Source organism: Ensifer sp. YR511, from assembly GCF_900103045.1.
Taxonomy (GTDB): domain Bacteria; phylum Pseudomonadota; class Alphaproteobacteria; order Rhizobiales; family Rhizobiaceae; genus Ensifer; species Ensifer adhaerens.
Window position 1 is genome coordinate 1 of sequence record NZ_FNGR01000067.1, and the last position, 16,005, is coordinate 16,005.

13 protein-coding genes and 1 pseudogene are annotated in these 16,005 nt (G+C 62.7%); 8 read left to right on the forward strand and 6 right to left on the reverse strand.

The features are described from left to right. Positions 1 to 44 precede the first annotated feature (44 nt). Positions 45 to 320: pseudogene (locus BLU15_RS38210) on the forward strand (helix-turn-helix domain-containing protein); the annotation flags it as partial. Between the two features lie 479 nt (positions 321 to 799). Here the strand turns inward: BLU15_RS38210 and BLU15_RS38215 are convergent. Then, complete coding sequence (locus tag BLU15_RS38215; RefSeq protein ID WP_176960488.1) at positions 800 to 1,894, reverse strand: LacI family DNA-binding transcriptional regulator; 1,095 nt, start codon at positions 1,892 to 1,894, stop codon at positions 800 to 802. 274 nt (positions 1,895 to 2,168) lie between these two features. On the opposite strand from BLU15_RS38215, the gene BLU15_RS38220 reads away from it, so the two are divergent. The 5 genes from BLU15_RS38220 (at position 2,169) to BLU15_RS38240 (ending at position 7,991) form a co-directional block, all read left to right on the forward strand. Next, entirely contained in the window at positions 2,169 to 3,149 is a 981-nt protein-coding gene (locus tag BLU15_RS38220) for an ABC transporter substrate-binding protein (protein ID WP_057251674.1), read from the forward strand. Positions 3,150 to 3,297: 148 nt separating this feature from the next. Continuing rightward, the gene (locus BLU15_RS38225) at positions 3,298 to 4,812 is read left to right on the forward strand and encodes a sugar ABC transporter ATP-binding protein (RefSeq protein ID WP_060521186.1); all 1,515 of its coding nucleotides are present in this window, start codon (positions 3,298 to 3,300) and stop codon (positions 4,810 to 4,812) included. A gap of 1 nt (position 4,813) precedes the next feature. Beyond that, positions 4,814 to 5,824, forward strand: a complete 1,011-nt coding sequence (locus BLU15_RS38230; protein WP_090302483.1) for an ABC transporter permease — start codon at positions 4,814 to 4,816, stop codon at positions 5,822 to 5,824. Positions 5,825 to 5,835: 11 nt separating this feature from the next. Further along, on the forward strand, positions 5,836 to 6,819 hold the full coding sequence (locus BLU15_RS38235) for an ABC transporter permease (protein WP_034803377.1): 984 nt from the start codon (positions 5,836 to 5,838) through the stop codon (positions 6,817 to 6,819). A 521-nt stretch (positions 6,820 to 7,340) separates the two neighbouring features. Continuing rightward, positions 7,341 to 7,991 carry a glutathione S-transferase family protein gene (locus BLU15_RS38240; protein WP_060529877.1) on the forward strand — a complete coding sequence of 217 codons (651 nt, stop codon included), beginning with the start codon at positions 7,341 to 7,343 and terminating at the stop codon, positions 7,989 to 7,991. A 26-nt stretch (positions 7,992 to 8,017) separates the two neighbouring features. Here BLU15_RS38240 and BLU15_RS38245 read toward each other — a convergent pair whose 3' ends face one another. The 5 genes from BLU15_RS38245 to BLU15_RS38265 form a co-directional block, all read right to left on the reverse strand. Then, positions 8,018 to 11,170 carry an efflux RND transporter permease subunit gene (locus BLU15_RS38245; protein ID WP_060644484.1) on the reverse strand — a complete coding sequence of 1,051 codons (3,153 nt, stop codon included), beginning with the start codon at positions 11,168 to 11,170 and terminating at the stop codon, positions 8,018 to 8,020. A gap of 28 nt (positions 11,171 to 11,198) precedes the next feature. Continuing rightward, complete coding sequence (locus BLU15_RS38250; RefSeq protein ID WP_090302485.1) at positions 11,199 to 12,371, reverse strand: efflux RND transporter periplasmic adaptor subunit; 1,173 nt, start codon at positions 12,369 to 12,371, stop codon at positions 11,199 to 11,201. A gap of 186 nt (positions 12,372 to 12,557) precedes the next feature. Then, positions 12,558 to 13,031, reverse strand: a complete 474-nt coding sequence (locus BLU15_RS38255; RefSeq protein WP_090302489.1) for an SRPBCC family protein — start codon at positions 13,029 to 13,031, stop codon at positions 12,558 to 12,560. Continuing rightward, positions 13,024 to 13,539 carry an SgcJ/EcaC family oxidoreductase gene (locus tag BLU15_RS38260; protein ID WP_090302491.1) on the reverse strand — a complete coding sequence of 172 codons (516 nt, stop codon included), beginning with the start codon at positions 13,537 to 13,539 and terminating at the stop codon, positions 13,024 to 13,026. Before BLU15_RS38260 ends, BLU15_RS38255 begins: the two co-directional genes overlap by 8 nt. Beyond that, on the reverse strand, positions 13,539 to 13,787 hold the full coding sequence (locus BLU15_RS38265; RefSeq protein ID WP_060529873.1) for a hypothetical protein: 249 nt from the start codon (positions 13,785 to 13,787) through the stop codon (positions 13,539 to 13,541). The genes BLU15_RS38260 and BLU15_RS38265 overlap by 1 nt, the downstream gene beginning before the upstream one ends. A 95-nt stretch (positions 13,788 to 13,882) precedes the next feature. On the opposite strand from BLU15_RS38265, the gene BLU15_RS38270 reads away from it, so the two are divergent. Further along, a complete protein-coding gene (locus BLU15_RS38270) occupies positions 13,883 to 14,821 on the forward strand; it encodes a LysR family transcriptional regulator (protein ID WP_090302493.1) in 939 nt (312 codons plus the stop codon). Between the two features lie 235 nt (positions 14,822 to 15,056). Then, positions 15,057 to 16,005 (forward strand): aldehyde dehydrogenase family protein (locus BLU15_RS38275; RefSeq protein ID WP_143034365.1); only part of this gene is annotated, 949 nt, incomplete at its 3' end.

The following is a 16,005-nucleotide window of genomic DNA, read 5'->3' on the forward strand; positions in this document are numbered from 1 at the left end:
GACGACCTTCAGCCTGGTCGAGACCATGAGCGGTCGGAGTCGTCATGTCCTGTTTGATCACCATGTCGCAGAAAGAGTTGCATCGCCTCGAAGTCATCCAGAAGATCCGTGACGAGCGCCTGAGCGTTGTCCAGGCTGCCGAACTGCTCAACCTCAGTCGAAGTCAGATCCACAGACTGCTGCAGGCTTATGATCAAGATGGTCCGGCCGGTCTTGTTTCGAAGAAGCGATCCCGGCCGAGCAATCGGCGCCACAGCGAGGATTTCCGCAATGCGGCGCTGGATCTGATCCGCGAACGCTATCTGGATTTCGGTCCGACGAGGACCGCAAGTGCAGTCGGGTCCGGCTCAAACGCGATTACCTTCATTCCCTTGGCCAGGAAATAGCCGCTGACGTCACCCACGTTGGCGCCGCAATCAAGCACCAGTGCACCCCTTGGCAGTCTGCGCACGGCCGTCCGCATTTTCAGCAGGGCACCTTTGAAGGCATCTCCCTGCTTGCCCCTGCGCTTTCGATAGAGATGCCGCGCAACCACGAAACCCAGTAGGCTTCCTTCTCAAACATCGACAACCAATCCCATTACCGCGAGTGCAGTCTGCTAGACGCAGACTCTCGGACCGCCGAAAATCACCGCGGCCGGATAACACACGTAACCGTTGTGTACAAACGAGCGTTTTGATGTCGGTCGTGCTGATGACAACGCTGAGCAAGGGGTCCGAAGTATCTAGATTACCGGCGTCTGCGTCACGGCCTCGCGCGCGCCGCGGCGGGGCAAGGGAGGGAGCGCTGCTGGCGGCGTTTATCGAGCGCTCTTTGAAGCTCTGACTGCGGACAGGAGAGCGGTGGTATCGCGAACCACCAGCGGTCCGTCGACTTTTATTGTCATCGGCCGCATGTGTTTTCCATGGATCGCCATGTCGATCAGAAGTTCGGCCGCCTTTTGACCCATTTCATAGTTCGGCAGCACAAGGGTCGAGAGCGGCGGATGGGTGTAGCGCGCCAGTTCCTGGTCGTCATAGCCCATCACCGAGAGATCGGTGGGAACCTGCAAGCCCTTCTCCTGCGCCGCCTCCATGACGCCGATCGCCATCAAGTCATTGCCGCAGAAAATGGCTGTCGGCGGGTTGGGCATGGAGAGCAGGTCCAGCCCGGCCTCGTAGCCGCGGAGCGGCAGCCAGTCGCCATCGCGCACAAGCGTTTCGTCGAAGGCGATGTCGGCTGAGGCAAGCGCCTGCTTGTAGCCTTTTAGCCTATCCATGGCGGCGTCCATCCAGCACTCGCCGTTGATGAAGCCGATGCGCTTGTGGCCGAGCGCCGTCAGATGCGCTGTGGCGGCGAAACCGCCGGCGACCTCCCCCGGCACGATCGCCACATGCTGGCGCGGCTCGCAGTAACAATTGAGAAGCACGGTCGGCAGCGGCGCCAACGCCCCGGGAACGGCAACCTTGCGGGTGAAGATCGTCGCGTAAATGACGCCGGCGATGGAGGGGTCGCGCAGGACCGACCGCAGAACCGCTTCCTCGAGTTCCGGGTTCGATCGGGTGACATGCGCCGAGACCAGCATGCCTTGCTCGAAAGCATAATCGCGAATGCCGTCGAGGCTGACGACCGGGTGCGGGCTGGTGGAGATTTCATCGACGATGAAGGCGATTGTGTCCTTCTCTACCGCCGGCGCCGCTGCAACCGGACCTCGGGTCGCTGGCAGTCTATAACCGATTTTATGAGCAGCCTCGCGCACCTTCTGCTGCGTTTCGGGCGAGATGCGCGAGCCCGACATCTCGTTCAGCACCAGGGAAACGCTTGACTGGGAAACGCCGGCTATCCTGGCGACATCCGTCATGGTTGGGCGTCCTTCCCCCTTTTTCTCCAGATTTCGCCCGTTTCCCTTGGCCATGTGTGCTCCCCTACCCTACAGCACCGCGCGTCTAGGAGACGTGCAAAGGTCGCTGTAGCACTTTGAATTTCTGCATGTTTTTCCCCTTCAATCGGAGACGATTAAAGGAAACATGCAGTTGAGCGTGCATTGCACCGCACGCGGGCTTTTGCAAGTGCTCATAAATTTTGGCCTTGACTGCTAATATTATTAGCGCAAGATTTGGAGATGTGAAGCGCAAAAACGCTCACGTCCGGTAGAGGAGCACCGGCCAATCTGGGAGGAGAACCCGATTATGACCACGATTTCCCGTCGTACCTTCATGCTGGCGGCAACGGCCGTCGGCGCGCTCGCCCTTGCGGGTGTCGCGATCGCCGAAGTGCCGAAGCTCGAGCAGAAGGACAAATACAAGGTCGGCTTCGCGCAGACCGAATCCAACAATCCCTGGCGCATCGCCCAGACGAACAGCATGAAGGCCGAAGCGGAAAAGCTCGGCTTCCAGCTCGTCTATACGGATGCCGCCGGTTCCGCCGCCAAGCAGGTCGCCGACGTCAACTCGATGATCGCTCAAGGCGTCGATGTGATCTTTCTCGCGCCGCGCGAAGAAAAGCCGCTGATCCCCGCCGTCATGGCCGCGAAAAAGGCGGGCATTCCAGTGATCCTGCTCGATCGCTCGGTCGATCCGTCGTTGGCCAAGGCCGGCGAGGACTATCTGACCTTCATCGGCTCGAACTTCGTCGAAGAAGGCAAGCGCGTTGCCGAATGGCTGGTAAAGAACGCCAACGGCAAGTCGAAGATCATCGAGCTCGAAGGCACGACCGGGTCGTCGCCCGCCAACGACCGCAAGAAGGGCTTTGACGAGGCGATCAAAGCGGCCGGCGGTTTCGAGATCGTCGCCTCACAGACCGGCGATTTCGCCCGTGACAAAGGGCGCCAGGTGGCAGAAGCCCTGCTCCAGGCCCATCCGGATGCGGACGTGATCTACGCCCACAACGACGAAATGGCGATCGGCGCGATCGCGGCACTCGAAGCGGCCGGCAAGGTGCCGGGCAAGGACGTCCTGGTGCTGTCGATCGATGGCGGCAAGGAGGCCGTGCAGGCGGTTGTCGACGGCAAGATCGCAGCCGTCGTCGAGTGCAACCCGCGCTTCGGGCCGAAGGCGTTTGAGACGATGATGCGCTACGCCAAGGGCGAAAAGATCGACCCGATGATCATCAACGACGACAAGTTCTACGACGCCTCCAACGCGGCCGCCGAACTCGCCAACGCCTATTGATCCAATCTCCCGAGCCTCCACGGCCGGGACGGCGCAACCGTCTCGGCCGTCTTTTTGACGGCAGCATGACCTTCAGCCCGTTCAAGTGTAGGCTGATGACGCCCACCCCCAAATGGGGCGGCGGATGGCGAAGATAGGGAGGAGACCCATGCTTCTGTCCATGCAGGGCATTTCCAAAGCGTTCGCCGGCGTGCCGGCACTGAAATCCGCCTCGCTCGAGGTCGAACCGGCGGAGGTCATGGCGCTTGTCGGCCAGAACGGCGCCGGCAAGTCGACGCTCATCAAGATCCTGACCGGCGTCTATCGCCGGGACGAAGGCAGCATCGCCTACGACGGTCGGGATGTCGATTTCTCGATGCCGGCTGAGGCGCAGGCCGCCGGGATCGCGACGATCTACCAGGAAATCAATCTCGCCCCGCAGCGCTCGGTGGCGGAGAACATCTACCTCTCCCGCGAGCCGAAGCGGTTCGGCATGATCGATTATTCCGCCATGCGGCGCGGGGCCGAAGCGGTGCTCAAAACCTTCAACCTGACGATCGACGTCGACCGTCCCGTCGCGCATTTCGATGCGGCGACACGGCAGATGGTGGCGATCGCCCGCGCGGTGACGCAGAGCGCCCGGCTCGTCATCATGGACGAACCGACCTCCTCGCTCGACGAGCGCGAGGTCGCCATCCTCTTCGATACGATCCGCACGCTGAAACGCTCCGGCGTCGCCGTCATCTTCATCGGCCACCGGCTCGACGAACTCTATGAGATCTGCGACCGCGTGACGATCATGCGCGATGGTCAGACGGTCGCCAAGAGCCCGATGGCGGACATGCCGAAAATGGCGCTGGTGCGCCACATGCTCGGCAAGGAGCTTGCCGCCTTTCAGGCCATGGCACCGGAGAAGGACGCGCCGGTGCGGCCCGTCCGCCTCGAACTCGACAAGGCGGGCGCCGGCGTGCGCGTGCGCGACGTCAGCCTTGCTGTGCGAGAGGGCGAGATCTCCGGCCTTGCCGGACTGCTCGGCTCCGGCCGCACCGAAACGGCGCGCTTAATCTTCGGCGCCGATAGGATGGAGCGCGGCACGATCCGCATGGAGGGACAGGGACGCAGCTATCGCGAACCGGCGGATGCGATCGCTGATGGGATCGGCCTCGTGTCCGAGGACCGGAAGATCGATGGCATCGTGCCCGACATGAGCATCCGCGAAAACATGACGCTCGCCTTGCTGCCAAAGCTGAAGAAAGCCGGTATCGTCGACCGCGCGCGCCAGGATGAGATCGTCAGCCGCTACATCCGGGCGCTTGGCGTCAAATGTGCCTCCCCCGATCAGCCGATCAAGGAGCTTTCCGGCGGCAACCAACAGAAGGTGCTGCTCGCCCGCTGGCTTGCCACAGACCCGCGGGTCCTCATCGTAGATGAGCCGACGCGCGGCATCGACATCGGCGCCAAATCGGAAATCCTCAAACTCCTGCGCAGTCTCGCCGACGAGGGTTTGAGCGTGCTGATGATTTCGTCTGAACTCGAAGAACTGCTTGCCGCCGCCGACCGCGTGACGGTCCTGAGCGACGGTACTTCCGTCGCGACGCTGTCGCGCAAGGACTTGAGCGAGACGGCGCTGCTTGCCGCCATGGCCCACCAGGAAGTCCACCAGGAAGCCCACCAGGAAGAATGACATGACGACGATCGAGACCCCTGCCCCGCAGCCGTCGGGAACCCTTTCGTCCGGAAACAGGCTTTTGACGCTCGCCAGCCGCTACGGCACCTTCGTCGCCTTCCTGGCGCTGATCCTCTTCAACGTCGCCGTCACGCCGAACTTCCTGTCCTTGCAGACGCTGAACGTGAACCTCACCCAGGTTGCGACAATCGTCATCGTCGCGACCGGAATGACGCTCGTTATTGCCACCGGCGGCATCGACCTCTCCGTCGGTTCGTTGATGGCAATTGCCGGTGCACTGGCGCCGATGATCTTCATGGGCCAGTTCTGGCCGGTGGAAAACATGGCGCTCGCGGTGGCTCTTGCCTTCCTCTTGCCGATCGCCGCCGCTGCCCTCTTCGGCCTCTTCAACGGTTTCCTCGTCACCCGCTTTTCGATCCAGCCGATCATCGCCACGCTTGTGCTGTTCATCGCCGGCCGTGGCATCGCCCAGGTGATGACCAACGGCAACCTGCAGGTCTTCAAGAATGAAGGCTTCCAGTTCATCGCACTCGGTCGCATCGCCGGCGTTCCGGCCCAGGTCCTGCTGATGATCGTCATCGTCGCAGCGGCTTTCGCGATGATCCGCTACACCGTCATCGGCCGACAGATCATCGCCGTCGGTGGCAACGAGAAGGCCGCCCGCCTGACCGGCATACCGGTGAAACGGGTCAAGCTCTTCGTCTACATGATAAGCGGCGTGCTTGCCGGTGTGGCCGGTCTCATCGTCGTTGCCCGCAACTCTGCAAGCGATGCCAACCTTGTCGGCCTCGGCATGGAGCTCGATGCGATCGCCGCGGTTGCTGTCGGCGGGACGCTACTGACGGGCGGACGGGCCAATATCGTCGGCACGGTACTCGGCGCGCTCGTGATCCAGCTGGTGCGTTACACGCTGCTTGCCAATGGCGTTCCGGATGCGGCAGCGCTCATCGTCAAGGCCGGGCTGATTGTCACCGCCGTCTTCATCCAGCAGCGCGCCAGCAAACATTAGAGGCAACCACGATGCAACCGATCCTCCGCCTCTTCCTGGTCAAGAACTCCGGCGACCTTGCCCGGTTCGGCGTCATCCTGGCGCTTGCCGGTCTCATCCTCTTCGGGGCGCTGCGCTATGAAAACTTCCTGTCGCCCTATAACATCCTGAGCTTCCTGCGCTACAACTCGATGTTCGCGCTGATCGCGCTCGGCATGGCCTTTGTCATCATCACCGGCGGCATCGACCTGTCGGTCGGCGGCACGGCGGCGATGGCAAGCGTGGTGGCAGCCCTGTTATCCCCCTATCATTGGGCGGCGGGGCTTGCGGGCGGCATGGCGGCGGGCCTTGCCGTCGGCGCGCTCAACGGCTTCATCATTACGAAGATGCGGATCCAGCCCTTCATCGCCACACTCGCGACGATGCTCGCCGCCTATGGCACCGGCCTTTTGTTAGCGGACAACCAGTCTGTCTCCGTCTCCTATGACACCGGTTTCACGGTGATCGGGCAGGACGATTTCCTGGGGTTCCCCATTCCCGCCTGGATCGCGCTTGCGGCCTATGTGCTCGGCTGGCTCGTGCTGCAAAAGCTCCCGATCGGACGGCATATCCTGGCGATCGGTGACGGCGAGGCGACGGCTGGCCTGATGGGCCTGAAGGTGGAGCGCGCGCTTGCCGGCGTCTATCTCGCCTCGGGCACGCTCGCCGGTCTTGCCGGCGTCATCCTCGCTTCCCAGTTCGGCGCGGGGCAACCGACGGAAGGCGTGGGCTGGGAACTCTTCGCGATCGCTTCCGTCGTCGTCGGCGGTACGCTGTTGACCGGCGGTTCCGGCTCAGTTGGTGCGACGCTTGCCGGCGCGCTGCTGCTTGCCATGGTCTTCAACATCCTGAACTTCGAAAACGGCCTCGGCTGGATCTCGCTTTCCGCCTACTGGCAGTCCGTTATCCGCGGCGCCTTCCTGCTCGTCGTGGTCGTGCTTCAGGCAAAGCTGATGGCACGGCATCGCAGCACCTAGACCCTCCGTCGCGAACGGGCCGCGAACATCCACAGGACGAAACGGGGAAACCTACCCCTGGATTAGCCCTCGTGAAGCAGGAACAATGCATGACCGCTAAAGGTGCAAGCCCGCGCCAATAGGATTGCGCATCGCAGCGATAAACAGACAGCAAAAAAGGCCGGAGCGCGCTGGCTCCGGCCTTCTTTTCTTTTTCGCTCTCAAGGCTTCTGCCAGTACATCCATGGTCAAAAGGCGAAAGCGATACGCAATTGCCGGCATCAACTTCCATTGCGCTCGACAATAACGTTTATGACACTTTTATACTTCGCCACGGCTGTTGGAGCAAGCTGTCCATTCGGGCTAGTCTCGACGAGCAGTACGTCTTTTTGAAGCGAGCCGGCTGTTCTCCGACCGAGGAAGAGATCACTTTACCTGCCAGCATCATCGCGGTTTCCGCTTCCGGCGCCGAGCGGCGAAAATGAATGTCGGCATCCCGCTTGGCCAATCGTCTTCAGGACAGGCAAGCCGTGGAGGATAAGATGACGATCACGATTACCGCCTTTGAAAAATCGCCCGATCGCGGCCGAGGTCTGGCACGCGACATGCGCGTTCGCTGGGCGCTCGAAGAAGTGGGGCAGCCCTACGAGGTTCGCCTCGTTACCTTCAAGACGATGAAGGAACCTGCGCACATCGCGCTTCAGCCGTTCGGGCAGATCCCTACCTATCAGGACGGCGACCTTGCCCTGTTCGAAACCGGTGCCATCGTGTTTCATGTCGCGGAGCGTCATGCCGGCCTGCTTCCAAGTGACGCCGATGCCCGCGCACGGGCGATCACTTGGATGTTTGCCTCGCTTAACACCGTGGAGCCGCCGATCCTCGAGCGTGAAGCGACCACCTACGTGGAGCGGGACAAGGACTGGTATCAGGAGCGCCTGCTGATGCTCGAAGATCGTATCCGAGTTCGGCTCGCCCAATTGTCCAGGCGGCTCGCGGAGGCCGACTGGCTCGATGGCGCCTTCAGTGCCGGCGACCTGCTGATGGTGACGGTGCTGCGCAGGCTGGAAAACTCAGGCTTGCTCGACGCGTATCCCAACCTCTCCGCCTACGTCGCGCGCGGCAAGGCGCGGCCGGCCTACAAGCGCGCCTTCGATGCGCAGCTTGCGGTCTTCACATCCGCCTCATCCGCCTGAGGGTAGCGTGATCCCGGAACGCCGGGCTATCCGTGTCCCGGCTGATCGTCGACCGCAGTCGGTCGTTCGCCCCTGGTGATCTGCAGCCCCTGGCGAACCAGGCGGGAAGCGACCCGCATGAAATCTTCCATGTACAGATAGATGACCGGGGTCACGAAGAGGGTCACAAGCTGCGACACCAGCAGGCCGCCGACGACGGCGACCCCAAGCGGCTGGCGCAGTTCTGCGCTGGCGCCGCTGCCGATCGCAATCGGCAGCGTGCTCATGATCGCAGCAACCGAGGTCATCATGATCGGGCGGAAGCGCATGACACAAGCCTTATGGATGGCCTCGGCGGCCGGCGAACCGGCGCGCTGCAGCGTCAGCGCAACGTCGATCATCATGATGGCGTTCTTCTTGACGATACCGATCAGCATTAGCACGCCGACAATAGCGATGATCGAGAGGTCGAAACCGCCGAAATAGATGGCAAGCAACGCCCCGGATATGGCTGACGGCAGACCGGAAAGCACGGTCAATGGATGGATCAGGCTTTCATAGAGAATACCGAGCACGAGGTAGATCGTGAGGATAGCCGCCAGCACCAGCAGACCCTGGTTGGCGGCGGCGTCTTCGAATAACTGCGTGGTGCCGTAATTGCGGGTCGTCACCTCAGACGGCATGCCGATTTCTGCCTTGAGGCGGTCGATCTCCGCAAGGGCGTCACCGAGGGCGACCTTGGCCGGCAGGTTGAAGGAAAGCGTGACCGCTGGCAGCTGGCCGAGCTGGTTGATGGTGAGCGGTCCGGATACGGTCTCGACCCGGGCGAAGGCCCCGAGCGGAACAAGGCCGCCATTGGCACTGCCGACACGCAGTTCGTCGAACTTGTCGGCTGACCATTGCATCGAGGGATCGAGTTCCAGGATCACTTCGTAGCTGTCGCCCGCCGTGTAGATCGTCGAGATCTGCTCGGTACCGAAACTGCCATAGAGCGTGGTGCGCAGTTCGCTCGCGTTGACCCCGAGCGTTGCCGCCTTGTCGAGGTCGACCACGAGGCGTGTTTGTGGAGCGTTGATCTGAAGGTCGCTGTTGACGTCGGTAAAGAAGGTCCGATCCGCGCTCATCGCATCATGGAGCTTCTGCGCCCATTCGTTCATCAACGGCTGATCGAGGCTCTGGAGCACCAGCTGGTACTGGCTGGCCGACGCGCGCGATCCGACCGAGAGGTTCTGGACCGGCGACATGAAGGCCTGGATACCGGGGATCGCCGCCAGCTTCCGGCGCAAATCCGCAAGGACGGTTTCAAGCGGCGGACGCTCGGTCTTGGGCTTTAGCTCGACGAAAAGCCGACCGGAGTTGAGCGCGCTCGACGCGCCGCCCGAGCCGATCGTGCTTGCGACATGGGCGACGTAGGGTGAACTGGCAAACACCGCCTCCACATTGGACTGGAGCTTCGACATGGCGGCGAAGGAAATGTCCTGGCGCGCCTGGGTCGTAACCTGCAACTGGCCGATGTCCTCCTGCGGGAAGAACCCCTTCGGGATCGTGGCGATCTGGTAGCCCGTGATCACGACGGTAAACAGGAAAAGCAGAAACACCAGCGCGCGCGCCTTTATGCAGAGCGATAGCAGCCGCTCATAGGCGCGCAGAAGCCCGTCGAAACCTCGTTCGAATACAAGATCCAGCTGCCGCAGCCAGCGCGCTTTCTCTGCTCCATCCGCCCTCACCGGAAGCCGCGCTGCAAGCATCGGCGTCAGGGTAAGGGAAACGAAGGCGGAAGCGAGGATGGCAACGGTGACGACGATCGCAAATTCGTTGAGAATGCGGCCGATCACGCCGCCCATCAGCAAGACGGGAATGAAGACCGCGACGAGCGACAGCGAAATCGCGATGATCGTAAAGCCGATCTCACGCGAACCGATGAGCGCCGCCGAGAAGGCATCGATGCCGTCCTCTTCCATGTGCCGCACGATATTTTCCAGCATGACGATGGCGTCATCCACCACCAGCCCGACGGAAAGCGTGAGCGCCATCAGCGAGATATTGTCGATCGAAAAGCCAAGCGGATACATCGCCGCGAAGGTGGCGATGATCGAGATCGGAACGGCAAGCGCTGGAATAAGCGTCGCCCAGAGGCGGCGAACGAAGGCGAAGATGACGAGGATCACGAGGCCGACGGTGAGGATCAGGGTGAACTGGACGTCGTGCACCGCCCCGCGGATCGACATGGACCGGTCGCTGAGCGTTTCGATCGAGGCTGCGGCCGGAAGCGACTGGCGAAGCGACGGCAGAAGCGCCTGCACCCGGTCGACGACTTCAACAGTATTTGCATCCGGCTGCCGCTGGATGGCCAGGATGATCGCCCGCGAACCGTCGTGCCAGCTTGCCGTCTGGTTGTTGGCAACGGAATCGATCACCGTCGCGACGTCACCGAGCCGCACGGTCCTGCCGTCGACGCTTTTGACGATGATATCCGCGAAACTGGCGGCATTCATGCGCTGCGTGTCCGCAACGATCGCCGCCTGACGATCGCTGGTCTGCGCGGTGCCGAGAGGCGAATTGTCGTTCGCCGCCGCGACCGCCGTCCTCAACTGGTCGACGGAAATGCCGCGCGCGGCAAGCGCGTCAGGATGCATCTGAATGCGCACGGCATATTGCTGGCTGCCGAAGATGGACACTTCCGCCACCCCGTCGAGCACCGAAAGCGTGGGCGAAATCACCTGCTGCGCGATGGCGTCGAGGGCGGTGAGCGGCACGGTGCTGCTCTTCAGCGCCAGGAGCAAGACCGGTGCATCCGCCGGGTTGATCTTCCGGTAACTTGGCGGCGCCGGCATGTCCTGTGGCAGCAGCCTGAGCGTCCTGGTGATAGCTGCCTGCACGTCGGCGGCGGCGGCATCGATGTTGCGCCCGAGCACGAACTCGATTGAAATCGAGGTCGAGCCGAGTGCATTCGTCGTCGAGATCGTGTCGATCCCGGCGATGGTGGCGAACTGCTTGATCAGCGGAATGGCGACCGACGTCGACATGGTCTCGGGCGAGGCGCCGGGCAACGAGGCAGAAACGTTGATGACCGGGAAATCCGTTCGCGGAAGCGCGGCAATCGGCAGGACGAGATAGCTGAAAACGCCGGCCAGGATGAGCGCGACCGATAACAATACGGTCGCGATCGGGCGGCGGATACTGAACTCGGACAGCGGCATTTCACGCACTCCCGAATGATGGCAAATCCTAATCCGCGGTCAGATCGGCCGCGCCTGCAGCGACAACGACATCACCCGACTTCAGCCGCGCCTGTCCTTCGATGATGACCCGGTCACCGGCGGCAAGGCCCGTGCCGATGGCGGCCTCCTTGCCGTCGTCGGCCAGCACGGACACGGCGCGGGTCTCGACCGTGTTGTCATCCTTCACATCAAAGACGAACGGGCCGTCCTGCCCGGGCTGGACCGCAACGCTCGGGATAACAGGCGCCTGATGCAGTTGCGCCTGATCGATATCGACATCCACGAACTGGCCCGGCCAGAGCTTCTGAGCGGTATTGGGGAAGGTCGCGCGCATGGCGATGGTGCCGGATGCGGTATCGACGGCAGAATCGATGAAATCGAGTACGCCTTCGCCGATCACTGTTTGCGTGCCGCTCGACCTGGCACGAACCAGTGGAGGCGTCCCGCGGTCAATCAGATCCTTGAACGTCTGCAAGCGCTCGTCCGGCAGGCGGAACGTAACGTCGATCGGGTCGATCGCCGTGATCGTCACCAGATTGTTCGATGTCGCGCCCGATTGGCCGACAAGATCTCCGAGCGCGACCTGCACGGCGCCCAGGCGTCCACCGATCGGCGCGGTGATCTCGGTCAGGCTCAGCGCGACCTGATCGGCATCCACGGTGGCGCGATCGGCATCCAGGGTCCCCTGCGCCGCCTGCTGAAGCGAGAGAGCGGTGTCATAGCTTTGCTGGGTGCCGGTCTTGTCGTCGCGCAAGGTTTTGGCACGCTCGAGTTCCGTGTTGGCGTCGGCAAGCTGCGCGGTATCCTTGGCGACCATCGCCTGGTCACGGGCAAGCCCGGCCTTTATCGTGCGGTCGTCGAGCGTGAACAGCAGGTCGCCCGCCTTGACCATCTGCCCGTCCTTGATGTGGATGGCCGTGATCTGGCTCGCAATGCGCGCGCCCACTTCCACGGTATCGGGGGCCTGCACGTTGCCCAGGGCATGGACGACAACGGGAACATCTTTAAGCGTCACTGTCGCCGTCTGCACGGACACGGCGCCACGCTTGGTGCTGACGGTCGCGTTGGCCGGCATTTTCGCTTCGCTCGGCACGGGCTTGCGCGCCACCACGAACCCGACGGCGGCGATTGCGAGAAGAACGACGGCGATACGACACGTGACACTTGATCGGCTGAGCATCGGCGCCTCCGCAGACCTTGCTGTCGGCACGCGGCGATAAGTGGTGCCGACTATCGGAAGCTGGGCCTAAATGTGGCCGCTTCAATGGCGCAACACCCTGAAAAACAATTAAAAATTGTTCATCTTCGGGTGTCGCTCATCAGGTTTTGACGGCCATCGCTTCAGTGGTGACGGTTCCTCCGTCCGTCAGGCATCGGCCGGCGCGCGCTCGACTTCGTCGGCAAGCGCCTGAAACAATTCGCGAAACCCAACCTCACGTTCGCCCGGCTCGTTGAGACGATCGAGGAAGGCGGCCTGCTCGGTGTAGTTGAGGCGCGTTCCCTCGCCGTCAGCGGAAAATTCGAGGGTTCCGAGAGAAGCCGAAATCGGCCTTCCCGCCACGGTCATCGTGTAGGAGAAGACGATGCGCTTATTCGCAACGATCTCAAGATAGATCGTGTCGTTGCACATGACCGGGCCGTTTCCGAAGCGGAAGCGGCTGTGCTCGCGGCCGCCGACCTCGAAAGACGAGGTGAATTCGTCGACCGTCCACCCCTCCCCTTCGAAGAACCAGCGTCGTTTGGTGGCGGGATCCGCAAAGGCATGGAAAACGGTCGCCGGTGTTGCGGCGTAGCTGCGGCGAATGACGAAGGTGGCGTGGCCGGCAGATCTTTCATTCATGCGCTTGGGTCTCGCCGCTGGTTGCTTCATCCACCGCCCGCTGCTGGGCGGCGATCTTTTCGTTCTGGTGCGTGGTGTTCTGGGCGACAACGATCCTCCAGGCGCCATCGTGGCGTCGAAGAATATAGAGCGGCCGCCCCTCGTCCTCGCCCGGCCGGCGGTTGCCTTCGGCATCGACAGGAATTTGCCGCACGTTCACCGCGACGACATCCGCATGCAGGAAGGTGATGCGCTCGACGTCGTAGAGCGCCTGAAAATCGCGAAACAGGTTCGGGAGTACGGCGGCGGTGAAGGCATGGATTGCCGGCGCACCGACGATTTGGCGCCCGAATGCGGTTGTCCATACGGCCTGTGGCGCCAGCAACGAGACGAAACCGTCGACGTCCCGGAGCCATTGGGTCTCTTCGACCCGGGCGACGAGCGCGAGAACGGCACTGACATCGCGGGCACCAGGTGACGATACGCCACGAGCTTGGCCGATTGCGGGAATGGGGCGCATGCGCGGCATCACGGCGTGCTCCCAACGGTGCGGTACCCGACCGCTAGAGCCTGGGCGACAGATCCGGAAACGTGGGTGCGAAATACCGGATCCACGCCAGGCCCTAGCAGCAGGAAAGCCTCGTCCGGCGGCCGGCCGGCGATAGAAGCTTCATCGACGTTGCACGGGACGGAAGAGGCGAAGATACGGACGGTGATGCGATCACAGTCGCATGCCTCCCGCGTGTCGGAGGTGTGATTGATGATCGGCCGTTCCATTGCCTGCTCCCTTAACCCGTGGGCGGAGCATTGCCCAATTCAAATGATCAATGTAATTGCTCAAATATCGATCACTTTGATCGGGATGGCCGATCATGCTGGATGCCTTGACGCTCGACCAGTTGCGCGTATTCGTCGCCGTCGTCGACCACGGTTCGTTCCGGGCGGCAGCGCGCGCGCTCGGGCGTGCCCAATCCGGCCTCAGCAGCGCCATCCTGAACCTCGAAACGGAACTGCGCCTGCCGCTGTTCGACCGCTCCCAGCACCGCCCCGAATTGACGAAGGCCGGAGCGACCCTGCTTGCAGAAGCCAGGACCTTGCTGATAAAGGCCGACGCGCTGCGGGCCAAGGCGAACGGCTTCAATCAGGGCATGGAATCGGCGCTGCGCGTGGCGCTCGACCCGCTGCTTCCTCTGCCGGATATTGCACGAGTCATCAGCGATTTTACCCGCGCCCATCCCGGCGTGCGGGTGGAGCTTGTGACGGCGCCGATGACGATGGCGTTGAGCCTGGTGCTCGACGGCGACTGCGACCTCGGCCTGACGGCGGCACAGGAAACGGACGCACATATCGAAAGCGAGGCGGTCGCTGCCTTTCCGGGCATGGTTCCGGTATGCGCCGGCGGTCATCCCCTGGCCGCACCCCGCGACGGAACCGTTGGCCTGACGACGGTCGATCTTGCCGACCATCTGCAGATCGTCGTTGCGGATCCTGCAGCCGATGCGCAGGCGGTGAGCTACGCAGTCTTCTCGCAGCAAACGCTGAGGGTCAGCGACCTTGCGACCAAACACGCCCTCATTCTTGCCGGGGCCGGGTGGGGTCATCTGCCGCTATGGCTGGTCGCGGCAGATATTGGTGAAGGGCGGCTCTGCGAGGTGCCACTCGCGGCCCGCAACGGTCTCCCCGGCCCGCTTCTCCCCCTCTACACGATCCGCCGGATCGATCGGGTCCGCGGACCCGCAATGGAAAGCCTGTGCAGGCTCATGATTGCCCACTTCGGCGGTCAGCAGCAGGCCACATCGGCACTCCCCTGATCGGGCCAGCAATACGCAGACGAGTTCGAGAAGGCAGCCAGGGGGTTGACGTCTGCGAGCGGAGCGTCTTCAGTTCGCCCCGAATAGGGTTGCCGCCTTGCAACGGGGCGGCCACGTCCCCATCTCCAGATCTCAAGGTCGCCTGGCCAGGCGACCTGTTCCCCATCGACCTGATCCTACGGCGTCGCGCTCATCGCGCTCAAAGCGACGAACTTCATTCAGTAAAGGGTTTCCCATGGCTCACTACCCAGACATCCTGCTTCATATCGACGGCGCCTGGCGGCCGGCGCGATCCGGCAAGACCATTCCCGTCATCGACCCGGCCAACGAGGAAACGATCGGCCAGGTGGCCTGGGCCGAAGTGGAAGACCTCAATGAGGCGCTTGCGGCCGCCGAGAAGGGCTTCAAAACGTGGCGGGCAACCTCCGCCTTCGACCGCGCCCAGGTGATGCGGTCGGCAGCCGCCCTGCTGCGCGAACGGGCCGGCGACATCGCCTTTCTGATGACGCGCGAGCAAGGCAAACCGCTTGCCCAGTCGAAGGGCGAGATCCTTGGCGCCGCCGACATCATCGAGTGGTTCGCCGAGGAGGGAAAGCGGGCCTACGGCCAGATCATTCCGCCGCGCGCACCCGATGTCACCCAGATGACCGTCAAGCTGCCGGTCGGTCCGGTTGCCGCCTTCACGCCCTGGAACTTTCCGATCAACCAGGTGGTGCGCAAGCTGTCGGCGGCGCTGACCACCGGATGCTCGATCATCGTCAAGGCGCCCGAGGAAACACCGGCGTCGCCGGCCGAGCTCATCCGCTGCTTCGTCGATGCCGGGCTTCCGGCCGGCGTCGTCAACCTTGTCTACGGTGTGCCCTCGGTCATCTCGGAATACCTGATCGCCCATCCGGTGATCCGCAAGATGTCGTTTACCGGCTCGACCCCGGTCGGCAAGATGCTGGCGGCCCTTGCCGGCCAGCACATGAAGCGCGCGACGATGGAACTGGGCGGGCATGCGCCTGTCATCGTCACTGATGATGCCGATGTCGAACGCGCCGTCGCCATCATGTCCGCCAGCAAGTACCGCAATGCCGGCCAGGTCTGCGTGTCACCGACCCGCTTCCTCGTGCAGGAGCGCGTCGCCGATCAGTTCCTCGACGGCTTCGTCGCCGCCTCGAAGACGATCAAGGTCGGCAACG

Bases quoted from the DNA above. Each gene is read 5' to 3' on its own strand.
- BLU15_RS38245 (WP_060644484.1), bottom strand. From the start codon at position 11,170: ATGCCGCTGTCCGAGTTCAGTATCCGCCGCCCGATCGCGACCGTATTG.
- BLU15_RS38230 (WP_090302483.1), top strand. From the start codon at position 4,814: ATGACGACGATCGAGACCCCTGCCCCGCAGCCGTCGGGAACCCTTTCG.
- BLU15_RS38260 (WP_090302491.1), bottom strand. From the start codon at position 13,539: ATGCCGCGCATGCGCCCCATTCCCGCAATCGGCCAAGCTCGTGGCGTA.
- BLU15_RS38220 (WP_057251674.1), top strand. From the start codon at position 2,169: ATGACCACGATTTCCCGTCGTACCTTCATGCTGGCGGCAACGGCCGTC.
- BLU15_RS38250 (WP_090302485.1), bottom strand. From the start codon at position 12,371: ATGCTCAGCCGATCAAGTGTCACGTGTCGTATCGCCGTCGTTCTTCTC.
- BLU15_RS38215 (WP_176960488.1), bottom strand. From the start codon at position 1,894: ATGGCCAAGGGAAACGGGCGAAATCTGGAGAAAAAGGGGGAAGGACGC.
- BLU15_RS38235 (WP_034803377.1), top strand. From the start codon at position 5,836: ATGCAACCGATCCTCCGCCTCTTCCTGGTCAAGAACTCCGGCGACCTT.
- BLU15_RS38265 (WP_060529873.1), bottom strand. From the start codon at position 13,787: ATGGAACGGCCGATCATCAATCACACCTCCGACACGCGGGAGGCATGC.
- BLU15_RS38255 (WP_090302489.1), bottom strand. From the start codon at position 13,031: ATGAATGAAAGATCTGCCGGCCACGCCACCTTCGTCATTCGCCGCAGC.
- BLU15_RS38270 (WP_090302493.1), top strand. From the start codon at position 13,883: ATGCTGGATGCCTTGACGCTCGACCAGTTGCGCGTATTCGTCGCCGTC.
- BLU15_RS38240 (WP_060529877.1), top strand. From the start codon at position 7,341: ATGACGATCACGATTACCGCCTTTGAAAAATCGCCCGATCGCGGCCGA.
- BLU15_RS38225 (WP_060521186.1), top strand. From the start codon at position 3,298: ATGCTTCTGTCCATGCAGGGCATTTCCAAAGCGTTCGCCGGCGTGCCG.